General features: G+C 56.4%; 13 protein-coding genes. 8 read left to right on the top strand and 5 right to left on the bottom strand.

Annotated elements, in window-relative coordinates; translation table 11 throughout:
• Window positions 1-63 precede the first annotated feature (63 nt).
• On the bottom strand, window positions 64-1,428 hold the full coding sequence (gene eat / locus AC1MDE_RS14130) for an ethanolamine permease (protein ID WP_479414723.1): 1,365 nt from the start codon (window positions 1,426-1,428) through the stop codon (window positions 64-66).
• 270 nt (window positions 1,429-1,698) lie between these two features.
• Here eat and AC1MDE_RS14125 point away from each other — a divergent pair, with 270 nt between their 5' ends.
• Both AC1MDE_RS14125 and qhpR read left to right on the top strand, forming a co-directional pair.
• The gene (locus AC1MDE_RS14125) at window positions 1,699-2,703 is read left to right on the top strand and encodes a phosphotransferase enzyme family protein (RefSeq protein ID WP_160834009.1); all 1,005 of its coding nucleotides are present in this window, start codon (window positions 1,699-1,701) and stop codon (window positions 2,701-2,703) included.
• A gap of 352 nt (window positions 2,704-3,055) precedes the next feature.
• Window positions 3,056-4,117, top strand: coding sequence for an AraC-like transcriptional regulator QhpR (qhpR, locus tag AC1MDE_RS14120; RefSeq protein WP_160834008.1), 1,062 nt, complete (start codon window positions 3,056-3,058; stop codon window positions 4,115-4,117).
• On the opposite strand, the gene AC1MDE_RS14115 is transcribed toward qhpR, so the two are convergent.
• The 3 genes from AC1MDE_RS14115 to sbcD all read right to left on the bottom strand — a co-directional run bounded on the left by AC1MDE_RS14115 (window position 4,077) and on the right by sbcD (window position 9,574).
• Complete coding sequence (locus AC1MDE_RS14115) at window positions 4,077-4,496, bottom strand: cell envelope integrity TolA C-terminal domain-containing protein (RefSeq protein WP_058961458.1); 420 nt, start codon at window positions 4,494-4,496, stop codon at window positions 4,077-4,079. The two genes, qhpR and AC1MDE_RS14115, sit on opposite strands and share 41 nt — an antisense overlap.
• Window positions 4,497-4,688: 192 nt before the next feature.
• Window positions 4,689-8,366 (bottom strand): AAA family ATPase, encoded by a 3,678-nt coding sequence (locus AC1MDE_RS14110; RefSeq protein WP_479401110.1) that lies wholly within the window; start codon window positions 8,364-8,366, stop codon window positions 4,689-4,691.
• On the bottom strand, window positions 8,363-9,574 hold the full coding sequence (gene sbcD / locus AC1MDE_RS14105; RefSeq protein WP_480344750.1) for an exonuclease subunit SbcD: 1,212 nt from the start codon (window positions 9,572-9,574) through the stop codon (window positions 8,363-8,365). The genes AC1MDE_RS14110 and sbcD overlap by 4 nt, the downstream gene beginning before the upstream one ends.
• A 197-nt stretch (window positions 9,575-9,771) precedes the next feature.
• On the opposite strand from sbcD, the gene phoB reads away from it, so the two are divergent.
• The 6 genes from phoB to proY all read left to right on the top strand — a co-directional run bounded on the left by phoB (window position 9,772) and on the right by proY (window position 17,222).
• Window positions 9,772-10,461: a phosphate response regulator transcription factor PhoB gene (gene phoB / locus AC1MDE_RS14100; protein ID WP_034830536.1), complete on the top strand. Its 690-nt coding sequence runs from the start codon at window positions 9,772-9,774 to the stop codon at window positions 10,459-10,461.
• A gap of 15 nt (window positions 10,462-10,476) precedes the next feature.
• Window positions 10,477-11,787 carry a phosphate regulon sensor histidine kinase PhoR gene (gene phoR / locus AC1MDE_RS14095; RefSeq protein ID WP_480344749.1) on the top strand — a complete coding sequence of 437 codons (1,311 nt, stop codon included), beginning with the start codon at window positions 10,477-10,479 and terminating at the stop codon, window positions 11,785-11,787.
• Between the two features lie 92 nt (window positions 11,788-11,879).
• A complete protein-coding gene (locus AC1MDE_RS14090; RefSeq protein WP_479398075.1) occupies window positions 11,880-12,800 on the top strand; it encodes a PstS family phosphate ABC transporter substrate-binding protein in 921 nt (306 codons plus the stop codon).
• 173 nt (window positions 12,801-12,973) lie between these two features.
• A complete protein-coding gene (locus AC1MDE_RS14085; RefSeq protein WP_058961453.1) occupies window positions 12,974-14,077 on the top strand; it encodes a cobalamin-independent methionine synthase II family protein in 1,104 nt (367 codons plus the stop codon).
• 402 nt (window positions 14,078-14,479) lie between these two features.
• Window positions 14,480-15,799, top strand: a complete 1,320-nt coding sequence (brnQ, locus tag AC1MDE_RS14080; protein WP_058961452.1) for a branched-chain amino acid transporter carrier protein BrnQ — start codon at window positions 14,480-14,482, stop codon at window positions 15,797-15,799.
• Between the two features lie 67 nt (window positions 15,800-15,866).
• Window positions 15,867-17,222: a proline-specific permease ProY gene (proY, locus tag AC1MDE_RS14075; RefSeq protein WP_038648624.1), complete on the top strand. Its 1,356-nt coding sequence runs from the start codon at window positions 15,867-15,869 to the stop codon at window positions 17,220-17,222.
• A gap of 137 nt (window positions 17,223-17,359) precedes the next feature.
• On the opposite strand, the gene AC1MDE_RS14070 is transcribed toward proY, so the two are convergent.
• A complete protein-coding gene (locus tag AC1MDE_RS14070) occupies window positions 17,360-19,312 on the bottom strand; it encodes an acyltransferase family protein (RefSeq protein ID WP_480344748.1) in 1,953 nt (650 codons plus the stop codon).
• Window positions 19,313-19,580: the final 268 nt, after the last annotated feature.

Here is a 19,580-nt window from a genome sequence, read left to right as displayed (position 1 = left end):
AAAAGGTCGCCTCAATAGCGACCTTTGGACAGGGGCGCAGTTTTGCGCCCTCTGGTCCCGCGATTACTCACCCATCAACATCGCATCCTGCGGCGCATTCTGACGCTGAGTTTTGGTCGCGAGGAAGTAAATATATCCCACCACCATAATCCCCACGAACAGGCCGCCAATCACCGGGTTGAACCACAGCATGGCAATCAGACACACCAGTGACAGCACCAGCGCGATACCGGGAATAATCGGATAACCCGGTGCGCGAAAGCTGCGTTCCATGTCGGGTGCGGTGCGGCGCAATTTGAACAGGCTCAGCATACTCATCAGGTACATCACGATGGCGCCAAATACTGCCATGGTGATCATCGCCGCCGTCAGCGTCATGCCCTGCAGGTTGATCAGACCATCACTGTAGATTGCCGCGATACCAATTACGCCACCGGCAATAATGGCGCGATGCGGCGTCTGGAAACGTGACAGTTTCGCCAGACCCTGCGGCAGATAACCGGCGCGCGCCAGGGCAAAGAGCTGACGTGAATAGCCGAGGATAATGCCGTGGAAGCTGGCGACCAGTCCGAATAAGCCAATCCACACCAGCATATGCATCCAGTTTGAATGCTCGCCGACGATCATCTTCATCGCCTGCGGCAACGGATCGTTGATGTCAGACAGTTTACGCCAGTCGCCTGCGCCGCCCGCCAACAGCATCACGCCAATCGCCAGTACCACCAGCGTCAGAATCCCGGTGATGTAAGCTTTGGGAATGGTGCGCTTCGGATCTTTGGCCTCTTCGGCGGCCATGGCGGCGCCTTCAATGGCGAGGAAGAACCAGATGGCAAAAGGAATAGCCGCGAAGATGCCGGAAAGGGCTGGCATACCGAAATGATCGCTTCCCGCCCAACCGTTAGCGGCAAAATTGGCGATACTGAAGCCCGGCGACACTACGCCCATAAACACCAGCAGTTCCAGCACCGCCAGCACCGTCACCACCAGTTCAAACATCGCTGCCAGCTTCACGCCGAGGATATTGAGGGTCATGAAAACCAGATAAGCGCCGACCGCAGCGGTTTTCGGGTTGAGATCCGGGTACTGCACGTTGAGATAAGCACCGATCGCCATGGCAATCGCCGGTGGGGCGAACACAAACTCAATCAGCGTCGCCAGACCGGCAATCAAACCACCGGTTTCACCAAAGGCGCGGCGACTGTAAGCAAACGGGCCACCGGCGTGTGGAATGGCGGTGGTCAGCTCGGTAAAGCTAAAAATAAAGCAGGTGTACATGGTGGCGATCAGTGCGGTAGTGATCAGGAACCCCAACGTGCCCGCTACGCCCCAGCCATAACTCCAGCCAAAATACTCCCCGGAAATTACCAGTCCAACCGCGATACCCCACAAATGCAGAGTGCCCAGCGTGGGTTTGAGCTTACTCGTCATAATCGTCTCCCCGTCGTGATTGTTGTGCGGCGGCTGCACCGCGCTGTTTTGTTCTATGCACTACAGTGAAGTGATAATGCCGCCGCCTGCAGCGGGAAAACTTGACGCAGGCGCAGTGAGTTTTGTCCTCCACGGTCAACTCTGAGGCAAGAAAAGTGCCAGATGTACGCTGCGGTCAACTTTGGGTTATCTGCGGTCAAGCAGTCAGAACGCTGTCATCCCATGCTGATAACACTTGCTTCCTTTAAGATTGATGCTGGAGACAGATGAATGAGCGCCAAACAATCCGATACCCTTACTGATGCGGAAACCACCGTACTGGCACAGCAGGCGCTGGCCTGTTATCCCGCGCCCTTGCAGGGCGAGCTGAAGCTACTTTGTCGCTCGGAGAACGCCACCTTCCTGTTGCTGGCGGGCGGTAAGCGTTATGCGTTGCGCCTGCATCGACCTGACTATCACAGCAAAGCGGATATCCAGAGCGAGCTGCTGTGGCTCGACGCGCTGCGTGAGATTGGCATTATGGTGCCGCAGGCGATCCCGGCCAGTGATGGCGAAACGGTGCTGACAATAGGCATGCCCGATGGCGGCGTGCGACACGCAGTACTGTTCCACTGGATCGAGGGCGAGATGCCCACCACCGAGGTCGATCCCAAAGCGTTCCAGCAGCTCGGGCACATCACTGCGCGCCTGCATCAGCACAGTCGCAGCTGGCAAAAACCGGCTGGCTTCCAGCGTATCATTTGGGATCATCACACCATGGTCAGCGATCACAGCCACTGGGGCCGCTGGCAGGATGCGCCCAATCTCAATCCTGCCGATCATGGCATTGTCGCTGAAGCGGTAGCGCGGGTCGGGCAAGAGTTGCAGGGCTTTGGTAAAGGACAGGATCGTTATGGCTTGATCCACGCTGATCTGCGCCTCACCAATTTGCTGCTGCACAAAGGTGAAACCCGGGTGATCGATTTTGATGACTGCGGCATGGGCTGGTATCTGCACGATCTGGCGGCGGCGATCAGTTTTGTTGAGCATCATCCGCGTGCCGCCGAATGGGTGGATAACTGGATCCAGGGCTACGAGCGTGTGGCGCACATCACTGATGAGGAGATGGCGCTGGTGCCGACGCTGTTGATTCAACGTCGTATCCAGATGACCGCATGGATGGGCACCCATGCAGACACCGAGATGGCGCTGAGCCTGGGGCCGCGTTGGGCCGATCACTCGGTGCGTCTATGCCGTCGCTATCTGGAAACCAATCAGCTGCCGGTTGGCGTTTGAGTTGCACCAGTAGCGGGCAGCAGTGCGTCGTAGCGGCGCAATTTATTGCGATCTCTGGGGGTGACTTTCACGCCGTTGCGCCATCAATCGCTCCTTGATGTTGTGTGCTGAGCGTGAGCGGGGCGCAACGGAATGCCTCCGTATCCTTGAGCTGCGCTTAGCCAGATGCGCATCACTGCACAGGCTTCGGCATGACACCGGACCTTTAGCAAGGTGCGCATCAACGCGCACGCTGATAAAGGATACCGAATCTAGTCGGGTCATCATTGATGGCGGCCTCTTCAAGCGTCATGGTACGAATCTTGCTGGATCCCACCATTAGTTTCACTCGCGCGATCCCTGTGAGGTTCCGATGCAATCACTGATGACTCCTTCTGAAGCGTACAGTTCGCTCTCGGCCCAGGCCAACAACCGTGGCGTGCTGGCAGCAGCTGCAACCGGCTTAAGCACCTTTATCACCGACAAAGGCGGCGATGTTGATCGTATTTTTGGTATCAGCGGCATTGATTCCGAACTGCTGGCCAGCCCGACGCTCAGCCTTGGTCTGGTCAACTATTGCCGAGTGATGGAAGAAGCGGCGCGCCACTCTGGTTTTGATAACTTCGGTTTGCATTACGGCAAGCAGTTCAAACCGCAGTCATTAGGGCTGATTGGCTATATCGGCTTATGCTCACCGACGCTGGAGCAGGCGCTGCACAACGTGGTGAATGCTTTCCCCTGGCATCAGCACGATACGCTGACGCGCCTGGTCGATAAAGGCGACTGCTGGCGGCTGGATTATCAGGTGCGACACGGGGCGATCCTGTCGCGTCGGCAGGATGCGGAATTGACGCTCGGCATGTTCCTCAATCTGATCCGTCACGTGGCCGGCAAAAACTGGGCGCCGCGCGAGGTGCATTTTGAGCATCCCCGGCCGGAGCAGTGGCACGAGCACTGCAAAGTGTTTGATGCGCCGGTATGGTTCGATCAACCGTTCAACTCACTGCTGATCCCTAAACGCGATCTGCTGCGCACCATGCCAGAGCAGGATCCGATGTTGTTAATGGTGATGCAGGATGCCATCCGCCGTCTGAATAGCAGCGCTTCACTGCAAAGCGTGGTGGAGCAGGCGCGTTCGCAGGTCAACTTATCGTTGATGCAGGGCGAACCGGTGCTGGAAGAGATCGCGGATAAAATGGGGCTGTCGAGCTGGTCGCTGCAACGGCGGCTGCGCGAAGAGGGCATCAGCTTCACCGCGCTGGTGGATAAAGTGCGTTGCGAAATGGCCACGCATTATCTGCAACAGAAGCAGCTACCCATCTCGGAGATGGCGCTGCTGCTGGGCTATTCCGAAGTCAGTGCGTTTTCACGCGCATTCCGGCGCTGGTTTGGCATTAGCCCGCGCCAGTGGCGACAGGATGGGCTGGCGAGTTAGCCTGATGCGGTGCAAAGCCGAACCACGCGGGCTGGGTACGATCCGGCGGCGGCGGTAATCCTTTCGACTGACCAATTAACCGCCAGGCGCGCAGACACAGGGTTTCATCACCTTGCGTCTGCGTGACTGCATAGCGCCCGCTGTTTTGCCACTCCAGTCGCACCATGCATTGCTGTCCTGCGTAATGTACCGCGTCGGTGAATTTCCGGTTGAGCTGTCGCTGCATCTCATCAGCCCATTTGCAGGATGCGCTGCCCGGTTCGCTCTGTGGCTGGCACAGGTTGGTCATACTTTCCATGGGATGCGATGGGGCATGCTGGCAGGCGCTGAGTAGGGTACTCAACAACAATGTGCCAGCAACACGGCGAAATGCGTTCATCTATTTGCCCAGATTTGCAAAACATGGTGGCCAGTTTACCGAGCAGTAAGGGGATTGCTATGGCATTTCTCTGACTCTGATTAGATCCAGAATTTTTCGCTCAATGGCTCGCACGACGCACAGCTGAATGTCAGGTGCGGCCAGACAGCCGCACCCTGTGAAAAGAGGCTCATTTGATGGCGGGCCGGACGTTTATTCCCCCGGCAACTCCAGCTTGCTGTAACCAAGTCCATTCATCTTCCGCACCCTGATCTGCACCGGAATCCGCTCTTTCATCGCTTCAACGTGGCTGATCACGCCGATGGTTTTACCGCTGGCGTTCAATGCGTCGAGGGCATCCAGCGCGGTGTCGAGTGTTTCGGCGTCCAGCGTGCCGAAGCCTTCATCAAGGAACAGCGATTCAATGCGCGTTTTGTGGCTGACCAAATCAGACAGCGCCAGCGCCAGTGCCAGACTCACCAGGAAGCTTTCGCCGCCGGACAGCGTGCGGGTATCGCGCGTGGCATCGGCCTGCCAGGTATCGACCACTTCCAGCTCCAGCTCATCGGTGACACGGCGTTGCAACAGGTAGCGTCCGTGTAAGCGATCCAGCTGACGGTTCGCCAGCCATACCAGATGATCGAGCGTTAATCCCTGGGCGAAGCGGCGGAATTTGTCGCCTTTGGCTGAACCGATTAAATCATTCAGGCGACCCAGTTGCGTCAGCTCCACCTCGTCGTTGGCAATCTGCGTCAGTAATGATTGCTGCTGCTGACGCTGTTGGGCGTCGCTGTGCAACTGCTGCTGTGCTTCACCTTGCTGGCGGGCATTGTCGCGCAGGGCCAGACGCAGGGATTCCAGCTGTTCAGCGATACCCGCCGCCACTTCGTCACTCAGCGTGGCAGGGCGCTGTTGCTGATGGGCAGTGACGCGCTGCGCCAGCTGTTGGCGCAGCGCGATCTGCTGCTGACGCTGTTGCTCCAGGGCTTGCAGATGCTGGCGCAGATGCTGAATGTCCTGTTCGTCCAGCAACGCGCTGCGCAATGTCTGCTCGTCGGCGAAGTCGCTCTGCTGGAGTGCGCTGTTAAACGCCGTTTCTGCCGCCTGCATACGCAGATGCATGGCCTGAAGTTGGCTATCAATTTGCTCACACTGACCATTCAGGCTGTGCAGCTGACTTTGTGCCTGCTGCCACAGTTGTAACTGCTGCGCCAGCGCCTGTTCGCACTGTTGCAGCAAGGCCTGCTGCTGCTGACGCGCAACGCTCACCTGACGATCGCCAAACAGTTTCTGACGTTGCTGCTGCTGTTCTGCGTGCTGCTGTTGAAGGCTGCTGAGCGCGTGCTGCAATGTCTCCAGCTGCTGCTGCTCGCGCATCAGGTTGCTTTGCAGGTTGTTCTGCTCGCTGTCGGCTTTAGCCAGTTGCGGCTGTAACTCGGCCAGCAAGCGCTCACTCTGCTGCCAGGCTTGCCAGCGCTGCTGCAACGTAGCCAGCCAACTGGCACGGGCATCGCGTTCGGGCAGCGCAAACTGATGTGCCGTAAGCTGCTGTTCCAGTTGCTGCGCTAACTGCTGCCAGGCGCTGTGTTCCTGAGTTTCCCGCTGATTAAGTTCATCCAGCGTTTGCTGCAGGTTGTTCAGTTGCTGTTGTGCCAGCAGTTGGGCGCTATGCTGCTGCTGCCACTGTTGTTGCTGTACCAGATGCGCGTCTTTAGCCTGTTGTAACGCTCGCGCCGCATTTTCGCGCTGCTGCAGTTGCTGCTGCTGCGTGGCTTCCTGCGCATCCTGCTGCTGTTGCCACGCCGTAAAGACTTCCTGCTGATCTAACGTGCAGGTAAGTGCCAGCTCACTGCTGAAAGCTTGCCACTGCTCGCGCGCCACCGCGAGTTGCTGTTCGAATTCGGCAATCTCCTGTTGCAGCACCTGCTGCTGTTGCAGCGACAGCTTGTGCTGTTCACTTTTCGCCGTGCCTGATTCTTTGAGCCTGTTAACCCGCGCTTCCTGTGCCGCCAGCCGCTGCTGGTTTTCACCCGGTTGTAATTGCTGATACTGCGCAATAGCCGGATGCTGGCACGAACCGCACAGCGGGCAGGGCTGATCGGGCTGCAGCCGGGCGCGTTCATCAGCCAACTGTGCAATGGTGCGCTCCAGCTCGCAGATTTTGCGCAGATCGAGCAGCGTCTGGTTCTCACGTTTGTAATCGTCGCGCAGTGCCTGCAAAGCGCGTTCGTCTTGCTGATGCTGTTGCTGTAACAGCGTGAGTTTTTGTTGCCGCTGCTGCAACTGCGGCTGCAGCGACTGCCAGCGTGCCGCCAGTAAGCTGAGCTGGTGGCGTGCCGCGCGCTGCTGTTGATGCTGTGTCAGCGCGTCACGCAGTGAGGTGCTGCTGATTTCAGTCTCAAGTGAAGTGAGTACCTGCTCCGCTTGCTGACGTTGCTGGCTGGCCTGCGTCTCAGCCTGCTGCAGAGGTTGTAACCTGCGATCACCTTCAGCAATCGCCTGCTGCTGCTGGGTCAGCTGCGCGTTTTGCTGCTGCTGTTGCGCACGAAGTTGTGTCAGCGCCTGCTCGCGTTCATCGAAACGGGCGATATCAGCTTGCCAGCGCGTCAGTTCTGGCCCCCAGTCTGCTACCGCCGCTTCACGGCTGCGAAATGTCTGCTGCTCTGCCAGCTGCTGTTGTAAGCGCTCACGTGTTAGCAGATGCTGACTGAGCGCGATCTGGCTTTGCTGCAATGTCTGTGACTGTTGCGCATGCAGGCGCTGCTGCTCCGCCAACTGCTGTGCGAGGCTGGCGAGCTGTTGGTCGAGCGGAATCACCTGTTCGGTAAGCAAGGTTTCCAGCTGCTGCTGATCGGCGAGTGCCTGCTCACGCGCCTGTTGTGCCGCCTGATAACTTTTTTCACCCTGCTGCAGCGCGGTTTGTGCATTTTGCTGCTGCGTGTGGAGCTGCTGCGCCTGCTGGGTTGCGAGCTGGTAATCTTGTTGCAACTGCTCACGCTGCTGAAGTTTTTCTCGCAGCTTTTCAGCCGGTTCCGCGCGCGCCAGGCGTTGGCGATCGCTCTCCGCCTGCTGCCATGCCTGTTCGGCATCCTGGTACGCCTGTGCGGCTTGCTGCTGCTCCTGCGCCAGCTGTTGCGAGTGCGTCAGCCACTGTTGTTGCTGTTGCACTTGCTCAAGCTGCTCGCTCAGCGTTTTTTCCTGCGCCGTTAAGGCTTCAACCTGCTGCATCAGCTCTGTGCGACGCGTCTCATCCAGCAGCATCATGCCGCCAGCGCGGGCGCGCAGTGTCTCCAGATCGCTGCGTGCGGTGCGCCAGCGCTCGTAAATCTGCATCGAGATTTGGCCGTAAATTTCGGTGCCGGTGAGTTCTTCCAGCAGTTCGGCGCGTTCGCCCGGCTTGGCGTTGAGGAAGGCAGCGAACTGGCCTTGCGACAGCATCATTGAACGGGTGAAACGGTCAAAATCGAGGCCAGAAAGGGTTTCGATGAGCTTGAGTTTGTCACCCACCTTATCGGCCACAATCTGGTTATCCGCCACGCGCGCCAGCTCGACACGCGGTGCCTGCAATTTGCCATCCGCCTGGCCGCGTGCGCGGTTCTGGCTCCAGAAGGCGCGCCAGGCTTCGCCTTTGATCTCAAATTCCACTTCTGCCAGACATTCGGCGGTGTCGCGGGTGATCAGTTCGTTTTGTGTCTGTGACAGCACGCCAAGGCGCGGCGTCTGGTGATAAAGCGCCAGGCAAATGGCATCCAGCAAGGTGGTTTTCCCCGCGCCGGTCGCGCCGGTAATGGCAAACAATCCGTTGCTGGCAAAGGGTTCACGGCGGAAATCGATAAACCATTCACCGCGCAGCGCATTGAGGTTTTTAAAACGTAACGTCAGGATTTTCATGCGGACGGGTTCTCCAGCGCGGCGAGGGTGGTGCGGAACAGTTGCGTGAGCTGTTCGGCTTGTTCGGCATCCAACTGCTCTTCCTGCGCCAGACGGCGGGCGAACACCTCTTCGACTTTCAATTCGCTTAGCGTTTCATTATCCATGCGCGCCAGGCTGCGCTGACGCTGTTCACGGCTGCGGCGCACCAGCAGCACTTCCACCGGCAGGGCTTCGGTCAGTTGCTCAACGCGGCGCTGCAAATCGCTGAGATATTCTTGCGTGGTGATTTCAATATCGAGCCAGACGGGCTGCTCGCGATCTCCCTCGCTAAACTCGCCCAACTGTTGTTCGATCTCCGCCATTGAGCCTTTTAACATCTGCATCGGCTGGAACTGCGGGATCGGGAGGGGAGTGACGCTATCCAGCTGAGCGCTGAACTCCAGCAGGAACACGCTCTTTTCGCGGCCCAGTTCGTCAAAACTGAGCGGAATCGGTGAGCCGCTGTAGCGAATATGATCGCTATCGGCAATGCGCTGCGCACGGTGAATATGGCCAAGGGCAATGTAATCCGCGGCGGGAAACGCCTGCGCCGGGAAGGCATCCAGCGTGCCGATATAGATATCGCGCACCGAGTCGCTTTTCGTCACGCCAACGGTGGTGAGATGACCGGTGGCAATGATGGGAAGTGCGCGATTTGCCCGCTCGGCCAGCGCTGCGGCATAACACTGCTGATAATGCTGCTCAATCGCTTCCAGCAGTGAGATCTGCTTCTCGCGCCCGGATTGCCCCGCCTGGCTGCGCAAAATATCGCGCGAACGTAAATAGGGAATCGCGCACAGCAGTGCGCCCGGCGTGCCATCGCGTTGATGCAGCGTCAGCACCTGCTGTTCGCCCTCTGGTGTGGCGCTGGTGATCACTCGCGTATTTAAACAGGCGAGTAACTCGCGTGATTCATTCAGGGTCGCGACGGAATCATGGTTGCCCGCCAGCACAATCAGTTCACAGTGCGTCGGCTGTAGCGCCACCACGAAGCGGTTAAACATTTCACGCGCATAGCTCGGTGGCGAACCGGTATCAAACAGGTCTCCCGCGATGATTAAAGCATCCACCTGATGCTGGGTAATCTGTGCCAGCAGCCAGTCCAGGAAGGCCTGATGCTCGGCCGCCCGGCTTTTGCTGTAAAAGAACTGACCGAGATGCCAATCCGCGGTGTGAATGATGCGCATGAATACTCCCTGCTTCGTTAAGCGAAGGCGAATTATAACCTCTTCAGATCGCAAAGAAAAAAAAGCGATAATCGTTGTCACATTTCTGTTTTATCACTATCTATCATAGGGAGGGTTTTTCATAAAAGTGTCATAAAACTGACGCATAATGGCGCCGCAAATCCCAGTGACCTATTGTCACAAAAGCAGGAGTTATAATGGCTAAGCGCATTTTGGTTGTGGAAGACGAAGCTCCCATCCGTGAAATGTTATGTTTCGTGCTGGAACAGAATGATTACCAGCCTATTGAGGCAGAAGACTATGACAGCGCGATTGGTAAGCTAATCGAACCCTGGCCTGATTTAATTCTGCTGGATTGGATGTTGCCTGGCGGCAGCGGTATTCAGTTTATTAAACATTTGAAACGTGAAGCCATGACGCGCGACATCCCGGTGATGATGCTGACGGCGCGCGGTGAAGAAGAAGATCGCGTGCGCGGTCTGGAAGTGGGCGCGGATGACTACATCACCAAGCCTTTCTCACCGAAAGAGCTGATGGCACGTATTAAAGCGGTGATGCGCCGTATTTCACCGATGGCGGTGGAAGAGGTGATTGAGATGCAGGGCCTGAGCCTCGATCCGTCCTCACATCGCGTGATGTCGGAAAGTACCCCGCTGGAAATGGGACCGACCGAATATAAATTGCTGCACTTCTTTATGACGCACCCGGAGCGTGTTTACAGCCGCGAACAGCTGCTGAACCATGTATGGGGCACCAACGTCTACGTGGAAGATCGTACCGTTGATGTGCATATCCGTCGTTTACGTAAAGCACTGGAAGTATCTGGCCACGATCGCATGGTTCAAACCGTACGCGGAACAGGGTATCGTTTCTCTGCCCGCTACTAAACGGAGTCTTTTACCGTGCTGGAACGACTCTCCTGGAAGAGACTATTGACTGAGCTGGCGCTGGTCTGTTTGCCCGCGCTGGTGCTTGGTCTGTTGTTCGGTTATCTGCCCTGGCTACTGCTGATCGCGGTGTCGGGTGTGATGTTTTGGCACTTTAGATATCTGATGCGTCTGTCGCACTGGCTGTGGGTCGATCGTTCCATGACGCCGCCCGCCGGACGCGGTAGCTGGGAACCCTTGTTCTACGGCCTCTACCAGATGCAACTGCGTAACCGTCGTCGTCGTCGCGAGCTGGGTAACCTGATTAAGCGCTTTCGTAGCGGCGCGGAATCCCTGCCGGATGCAGTGATCCTGACCACCGAAGAGGGCACCATTTTCTGGTGCAACGGGCTGGCACAACAGCATCTCGGGCTGCGCTGGCCGGAAGATAATGGCCAGAACATCCTCAACTTGCTGCGCTATCCTGAGTTTTCCCGCTATATTCGCCAACGCGATTTTGACAAGCCGCTGACGCTGGTGCTGAACAATCAACATCATATGGAATTCCGTGTGATGCCCTATAGCGAAGGGCAGTGGTTGATGGTGGCGCGCGATGTCACCCAAATGCACCAGCTGGAAGGGGCGCGGCGCAACTTCTTTGCCAACGTCAGTCATGAACTGCGTACGCCGTTAACGGTGCTGCAGGGCTATCTGGAGATGATGGACGATGCGACGATGAACGAGCGCACGCGCGGCAAGGCGTTGCACACCATGCAGGAGCAAACGCGTCGCATGGATAGCCTGGTGAAACAGCTGCTGACTTTGTCGCGTATCGAGGCCGCACCGGCTATCGATCTCAAAGAGACGGTGGATGTGCCAGGCATGCTGCAACTGCTGCAGCGCGAGGCGGAAACGCTCAGCCAGGGCCGACACAGCATTCATTTCCGCACCGATCCGCACCTCAAAGTCTTCGGTAATGATGAACAGCTGCGCAGCGCCATTTCCAATCTGGTGTACAACGCGGTGAATCACACGCCGGAAGGGACGCGCCTCGATATTAGCTGGCTGCGTAACAAAGAGGGCGCGGAGTTCAAAGTGTGCGATAACGGACCGGGGATCAGCGAGGAGCATTTGCCGCGCCTCACCGAGCGTTTCTATCGGGTGGATAAAGCCCGATCGCGCGCCACCGGGGGCAGTGGCTTAGGGTTGGCGATCGTTAAGCATGCATTGAGCCACCATAATGCACGGCTGGAAATCACCAGTATTCCGCATCAGGAAACCTGTTTTAGTTTCGTGCTGCCGCCACGCTTGATTGTGGCGAAGAGCGTGCACAGTAAGGTCAGTTAAGCACGATGAAGTGGCGCAATTGATTGCGTGATGAATCGCGGCGCGACAGAATGTGCAGTTCAATGTTCCTGACCTGATTTGCGGAAGACCTGATGAGATCGCTGTTGCTGTTCACGTTGCTGCTGTGCTCTACGCTGGCACAAAGCCAACAAACCATGCTCACCGGCAATTTGAGCAGCGTCGGTTCCGACACCCTCGGCTATCTGATGACCTTATGGGGCGAGGATTTCAGCCGCCAGTCACCGGGCGTTAACGTTCAGGTACAGGCGGCTGGATCCTCAACCGCACCCACCGCGCTGGCGGCAGGCGCTGCCCAGCTCGGGGCGATGAGCCGCCCGATGCAAATTGATGAACGCCAACTGTTTACCACGCGCTACGGCTATCCCCCGCTGGCGGTGCCGGTGGCGATGGATGCGCTGGTGGTGGTGGTCAATCAGGACAACCCGCTAAAGCGTATCGATCAACCGCAACTCGATGCCCTTTTCTCTGTCACTCGTCTGTGTGGTGCGCACTTGGTGCCGCAGCACTGGGGCGATCTTGGCCTCAACCAGGGAGATTGGGCGCGACGCAGTATTCAGCGTTTTGGCCGTAATTCGGCATCAGGTACCTGGGGCTTCTTCAAACAGCAGGCGCTGTGTAAAGGGGATTTCCGCTCGGACGTCGCGGAGTTTCCCGGCTCGGCGGCGGTGGTGCAGGCCGTCGCGGCAACACCCAACAGCATTGGTTATGCCAGTTTTGGTTTTCACTTAAGCGGCGTGAAGATGGTGCCCATCGTCACTGCCAGCGGCGATAGCGTGATGCCGGACGCCGAAACCATTCGCAGCGGCCGCTATCCGTGGTCGCGTCCGCTCTATATTTACGTCAATAAAGCGCCGGGCAAACCGCTGCCGCCGCTGGTGAATGCGTTCCTGCATCAGGTGTTATCACCTGAAGGGCAGCGCCGGGTAACTGAAGCCGGGTATTTGCCACTTTCCGAAAGCCAGATGGCTCAGGCACGTGCCGCCATTGAGTAAAATGGAAGAACGAGCACCCGATCATGAATTTTATTCACGTCACCTGAATTTTCTTCCATTGCCCAATTTGTTTCAGCATGTCACTCTTTCTGGACATTTAGCCATCCAGATGGCTATAAATAACCGGGTGAAATTATACCCTGACGCAATTATGCGTTTAGCCAGGAGTGAACATGCCACAACAACAACCGTTCCGTGCCGATACCGTCGGCAGTTTTCTGCGCCCTGCGGCGATCAAGCAAGCGCGCGTGCAGTTTGCCAATGGCGAGATCACGGCTGAGCAGCTGCGTCAGGTAGAAGATAAAGAAATCCGCCACGTGGTCGAGCAGCAGCGCGCTAACGGCCTGCAAGTGGTCACCGACGGCGAGTTCCGTCGCGCCTGGTGGCACTTTGACTTCTTTGGCGATCTGCAAGGCGTTGAGCTATTTGAAGCGGAGCAGGGCATCCAGTTCAACGGCGTGCAAACCAAAGCGCACGGCGTGAAAGTCACCGGCAAGGTGGCCTTTAATCCACATCACCCGATGCTGGATCACTTCCGCTTCCTGAAAAGCATTGCGGGCGACGCCGTGGCGAAAATGACCATCCCAAGCCCAAGCGTGCTGCACTTCCGTGGTGGCCGTAAAGTGATCGATGCCACCGTCTATCCCGATCTGAAAGAGTACTTTGCTGACCTGGCGCAGACATACAAAGATGCGATCGCGGCTTTCTACGCGGCGGGCTGCCGTTTTCTGCAGCTGGATGACACTGTTTGGGCTTACCTGTGCTCTTCGGATCAGCAGCAGCAGATCCGTGAGCGCGGTGAAGATCCGCAGGAACTGGCGCGTATTTACGCTGAGGTGCTGAACAAAGCGCTGGAAGATAAACCGGCTGACCTGACCATTGGTCTGCATGTGTGCCGCGGCAACTTCCGCTCAACCTGGATTTCCGAAGGTGGCTATGAGCCGGTGGCCGAGATTCTGTTTGGTCAGGTGAATATTGATGCTTACTTCCTCGAATATGACAACGAGCGTTCCGGTGGTTTTGAGCCGCTGCGCTTTATCAAACCCGGCCATCAGCAAGTGGTATTGGGTCTGATCACGACTAAGAACGGTGAACTGGAAGATCCGGAGCAGGTGAAAGCGCGCCTGCAGGAAGCTTCTCAGTTTGTGAGCCTGAACCAGATTTGCCTCAGCCCACAGTGTGGCTTTGCTTCAACGGAAGAGGGCAACAGCCTGACGGAAGCGCAACAGTGGCAGAAGATTCGTCTGGTGGTCGATATCGCCAATCAGGTGTGGTGATGCTGTAAACTTGTGCAAACAGGCGCGTAAATCGCGCCTTTTGTGCATTTTAAAGCCCGGTTTTGCGAGGAGATCTCCCGTGATGCGGAAACTTTAAGCAAATCATCTGAGGTGTTTTCACGCTATTCCCCGCTGATACACTGCTTTGCGTCACTTTCTTGTTATATCCTTCTGGTTTTCCGATCTCGTATTGCCTTTCTTCGCTATAAACGTTTTAATTTGCGCCGTTGTCGATTTATCCCTCTGCGAACAGAAGAAAAGTAGATTAAATCACCTGCGCTTTAACGATTAGGCCCGCATAACGCTCTGAACTCATCAGATAAGCCTTTGTTTTTGTGCATGCAGAGGACAACACGCACTCAACTTCCACCGCAACATCAGCTACAGGCAGTACAGAAGTTTATGACACATCGTTTAACCTCCAGGGATATCCTGGCGCTGGGCTTCATGACGTTTGCCCTGTTCGTAGGCGCAGGAAACATTATCTTTCCACCGATGGTGGGGATTCAGTCTGGCGAACACGTCTGGGTTGCCGCTTTCGGCTTTCTGATTACGGCCGTTGGCTTGCCGGTGATGACCGTTATCGCCCTGGCGCGCGTGGGCGGCGGCATTGATGCCCTCAGCTCGCCAATTGGTAAAGCCGCAGGTCTGCTGCTGGCAACGGTTTGCTATCTGGCAGTGGGCCCACTGTTCGCCACGCCGCGTACGGCGACCGTGTCGTTTGAAGTGGGGATTGCTCCGCTGACCGGTGATGGCGCGCTGCCGCTGTTTATCTACAGCCTGATTTACTTTGCGCTGGTGATTGGCATTTCCCTGTATCCTGGCAAATTGCTGGACACCGTCGGCCACTTTCTCGCTCCGCTGAAAATCGTGGCGCTGACCGTTCTGGGTGTGGCAGCACTGCTGTGGCCTGCGGGGGGTATCGCGCCTGCCACGGCTGATTACCAGCGTGCGGCCTTCTCCAGTGGCTTCGTTAACGGCTATCTGACGATGGATACGCTGGGGGCGCTGGTGTTCGGTATTGTTATCGTCAATGCGGCGCGTTCTCGCGGTGTTGAAGATGCTAAACTGCTGACCCGTTACACCATGCTGGCGGGCGTGATTGCCGGTGTTGGCTTGACGCTGGTGTACCTGAGCCTGTTCAAACTCGGTTCTGGCAGTGCTGGCCTGGTTGATCAGAATGCCAATGGTGCAGCGATTCTGCATGCGTATGTGCAGCAGACCTTTGGCGGCATGGGCAGCTTCTTCCTGGCAGCACTGATCTTCGTGGCTTGCATGGTCACGGCGGTTGGCCTGACCTGCGCCTGTGCAGAATTCTTTGCGCAATACCTGCCGTTGTCGTATAAGGCGCTGGTCTTTATTCTGGGTCTGTTCTCGATGGTGGTGTCGAATCTCGGCCTGAGCCACCTGATTCAGATCTCGATTCCGGTGCTGACGGCGATTTATCCACCGTGCATCGTGCTGGTGGTGCTGAGCTTCACCCTGAAATGGTGGAATAAAAGCTCGCGTATCATCGCGCCAACCATGCTGGTGAGCCTGCTGTTTGGCATCGTTGATGCCATCAAAACTACCAACTTTAAAGATGTGCTGCCGCTGTTTAGCCAGCATCTGCCGCTGGCCGATCAGGGACTTTCCTGGTTGCCGCCATCGCTGGTGATGCTGGTGATTGCCGCGGTGGTCGATCGGGCAAAAGGACGCGAACAGGTCGCTGCCCACTCGTAATCGACATTGCTGTTAATTTCAACCACGGGCTTGCCCGTGGTTTTTTCATTTACAAGGTATTGGTGTTATGCAAGAAACCAACAAGCTCAAACGCGGACTGAGCACGCGCCACATCCGTTTTATGGCGCTGGGATCGGCAATCGGTACCGGGCTGTTTTACGGCTCGGCGGATGCGATCAAAATGGCAGGGCCCAGCGTGCTGCTGGCGTACATCATCGGCGGTGCGGTGGCGTACATCATCATGCGTGCTTTGGGTGAGATGTCAGTGAATAACCCGCAGGCCAGCTCGTTTTCGCGCTACGCGCAGGACTATCTGGGGCCGTTAGCAGGTTACATCACCGGCTGGACCTACTGTTTTGAAATCCTGATTGTGGCGATTGCCGACGTGACGGCTTTTGGTATCTACATGGGCGTGTGGTTCCCGGAAGTACCGCACTGGATTTGGGTGCTGTCGGTGGTGCTGATTATCGGTGCCATTAACCTGATGAGCGTGAAGGTGTTTGGTGAAGTTGAGTTCTGGTTCTCTTTCTTCAAAGTCGCCACCATCATCATCATGATCATCGCCGGTTTTGGCATGATTTTCTGGGGCATTGGTAACGGCGGTCAGCCTACGGGTATCCATAACCTGTGGACCAACGGCGGCTTCTTCGCTCACGGCATTGTCGGCATGCTGCTGTCACTGCAAATGGTGATGTTTGCCTATGGCGGCATTGAAATTATCGGTATCACCGCCGGTGAAGCGGAAGAGCCTGAGAAGTCGATTCCGCGCGCCATCAACTCGGTTCCGCTGCGCATTCTGGTGTTCTATGTCGGCACGCTGTTTGTCATTATGTCGATCTATCCGTGGAACCAGGTCGGCACCTCCGGCAGCCCCTTTGTGCTGACTTTCCAGCATCTGGGCATTGCAGCGGCGGCATCGATTCTTAACTTCGTGGTGCTGACGGCTTCACTGTCGGCGATCAACAGCGACGTGTTTGGCGTCGGGCGTATGCTGCACGGCATGGCGCAGCAGGGCCATGCGCCGAAGATGTTCCAGAAGGTCTCGGATCGCGGGATTCCGTGGGTCACCGTGCTGGTGATGATGGTAGCGATGCTGATCGCCGTGTATCTCAACTACCTGATGCCGGAAAAAGTGTTCCTGGTGATCGCGTCGCTGGCGACCTTCGCCACGGTGTGGGTGTGGATCATGATTCTGCTGTCGCAAATCGCGTTTCGCCGCAAAATTGGCAAAGAGCAGGCGGGCAAGCTGCAATTCGCTCTGCCAGGCGGCAGCAAAACCGCCTGGGTTGGCGTGGCTTTCCTGGTATTCATCATTGCCTTGATCGGTTATTTCCCTGACACGCGCGTGTCGCTGTATGTTGGCTTCGCGTGGATTGTGCTGCTGTTGCTGGCCTGGCCGCTGGCGAAAAAGCGGAAAGCCTGATCATTCTGATGCGCATAACGGGTGGAATGTTTGCCCGTTAAGCGTGGAAGGATAGGTTGTGTTCAGGGCGGGAGAGATTCCCGCCCTGAGCTTTTAAGTATGATGAAAAGTGCTCAATATTTCAGGCTGTAGCGCAACTACCAGTTGCTCCCCAACGCAATCTCACCGCCCGCCGGGCTCAGGTGATTGTCATCATAATAGAGCGGCAATCCTCCGCTGGTGATCAAACAACCCTGCTCATTACACAGATTCTCTCGCAGCGATAACACGCGTACGCCTTGTTGCTTATAGCGCTGCAATAATTTCTCCACGGCCTCTTCCGGGAACTGGAACAATCTGGTGCGCTCAGAGAGCAGCGGCGGAGCTTCCCACTTGCTCAGCCAGGCGCTCAGTTCGCGACGAATCGGAATGTTACGGTTATTGCTGTAGCGCAGCGGGTCAACGTCCACTGAAGGCGCATCCTCTATTACCGTGACCTTTTTGCCCGCCTGAGTCAGCTGAGCCACCACGCGATCCATACCCGCTTGCAGCGCCTCAAGATTACTCTTTTCAGGATGATCGGTTTCGCGGAAACCGGCACCGGGCAACAGGCTCATACCTGATGCCCAATAGGCGCTGATTACCACTTCGTCCACCTTGTCGCTCAGCACCATCTTCAGCACTTCCTGATTAAAGGTGATGCATTGTTGCGCATGATGTGGCATTTGGCTCACCACGCGTGTGGCACCAATCAGGAACGGACAGGAGGCTTTGGTGAGTTGATACAGCGGTTTATGCTGACGTTGTGCATAGCCCGACACCGAAGCACGCAGTGCGGCAGCGTGACTGTCGCCAATTAAGGCGATACCGGGGCGATCGGTGTTTGGATGACACTCCTCATGCCCGGAGGGCAGGTTTGCCCCGTAATCAAGCAAGCACGGATTACGCTGCGCCGAAATTTTCCAGCTGTCCGCATTCACGACGAGTTCACTAACCCGCGATTTCATGCCCCCGGTTTGCCACAACAGCAGCATCGCACCCGTCGCAATCAGGGATGAGGCACAGTAGCCGGGGATCACCCAACGCGTGCCCATGCGCGTCTGGCGGAAGGGCTGCTCGACAAAGCGCCACGAAAACCAGGCCAGACCCAGCGCTGCGCCGCAGATCATCAAACCTTGCCAGACGGTAAGGGGGTGATCGCTACAGATGCGCGCCAGGCTTAGCAGCGGCCAGTGCCACAGGTACCAGGAATAAGAGATCTTGCCGATAAAGCGCATCAGCGGATTTTCTAACAGTAACTGGTTAAGCTCGCTGCGCGCACCGATCATCAGGCAACCCGCCAGCACGGGAATGATCGCCAACCAGCCCGGAAATTGGCTATGGCTACTGAGCAACAGGCTGGCGGAGATAATCATCACCCAGCCCAGCAGATGGAGCAGGCTGGCCGCTCGGCCGGTGAGGGGTTGTGGTTTCCACAGCGCCAGCAGCACACCGGCACCGAGTTCCCAGGCGCGGGTTGGCAACAGATAAAAGGCATGGGTGGTGGCAAACGGTGTGATCCCGATACAGGCCACCAAAGAGATCACACTCAGTATCAGTACCACAGAGCGCATCGAACGTTTGAGTCGTACGGCCAAAAGCAGAATGAATGGCAGCACAATATAGAACTGTTCTTCTATTCCCAATGACCAGGTCATGAGCAGGGGATTTAAATCGGAATCGGTACTGAAATAGTCACCGCTCTTGAGTAGCAGCATATTGGGTACGGCGATAAATACCGCCAGGCTGTATTTGGCCAGCTGGCTGAACTCTAGCGGTGAGAGCAGGATGAAGCCCAGTAGCAGCAATATCGTCATCATGAAAAATAACGCGGGAGCGATACGTTTAATGCGGCGTAAATAGAATTGATAAAATGAGAAGCGACCCTCGGATATTTCCTTGCTGATAATACCGCCGATCAGAAAGCCGGAAATAACAAAGAAGAGGTCGACACCAATAAAGCCGCCCTGCAGCGAGGTGACGCCGGAGTGAAAGAGCACCACCAGAATGATGGCGACGGCGCGCAGGCCGTCAATATCCGCCCGATAACGGTGAGAGGCATTCGCAGTCATAATTTAACCCAGAAGTTAGAATAAGAATGGTTATGCGTTCCAGAAAAAATAAATCGGCGCATCCTGTCGCCGAAAAAAGTTACAAAGGAGAAAAATGGGTATTACAAGGGATGATTGACGCTGACAGAATACGCGCTTTTAGCCGCTAAATATCAGGGCGGAAGAAAATTAGAATAATCGCAGATTAAGGTGGTATTTGTATTTACACCGCTGAAGCATAAATAGCGAAAAGATAAGCCCGGATTATCCTTCAGGCTTATCTTTCATG

Source organism: Pantoea folii, assembly GCF_056678875.1.
Note: the sequence above shows the minus strand (reverse complement) of the source record. Positions and strands in the feature narration are given on the sequence as shown.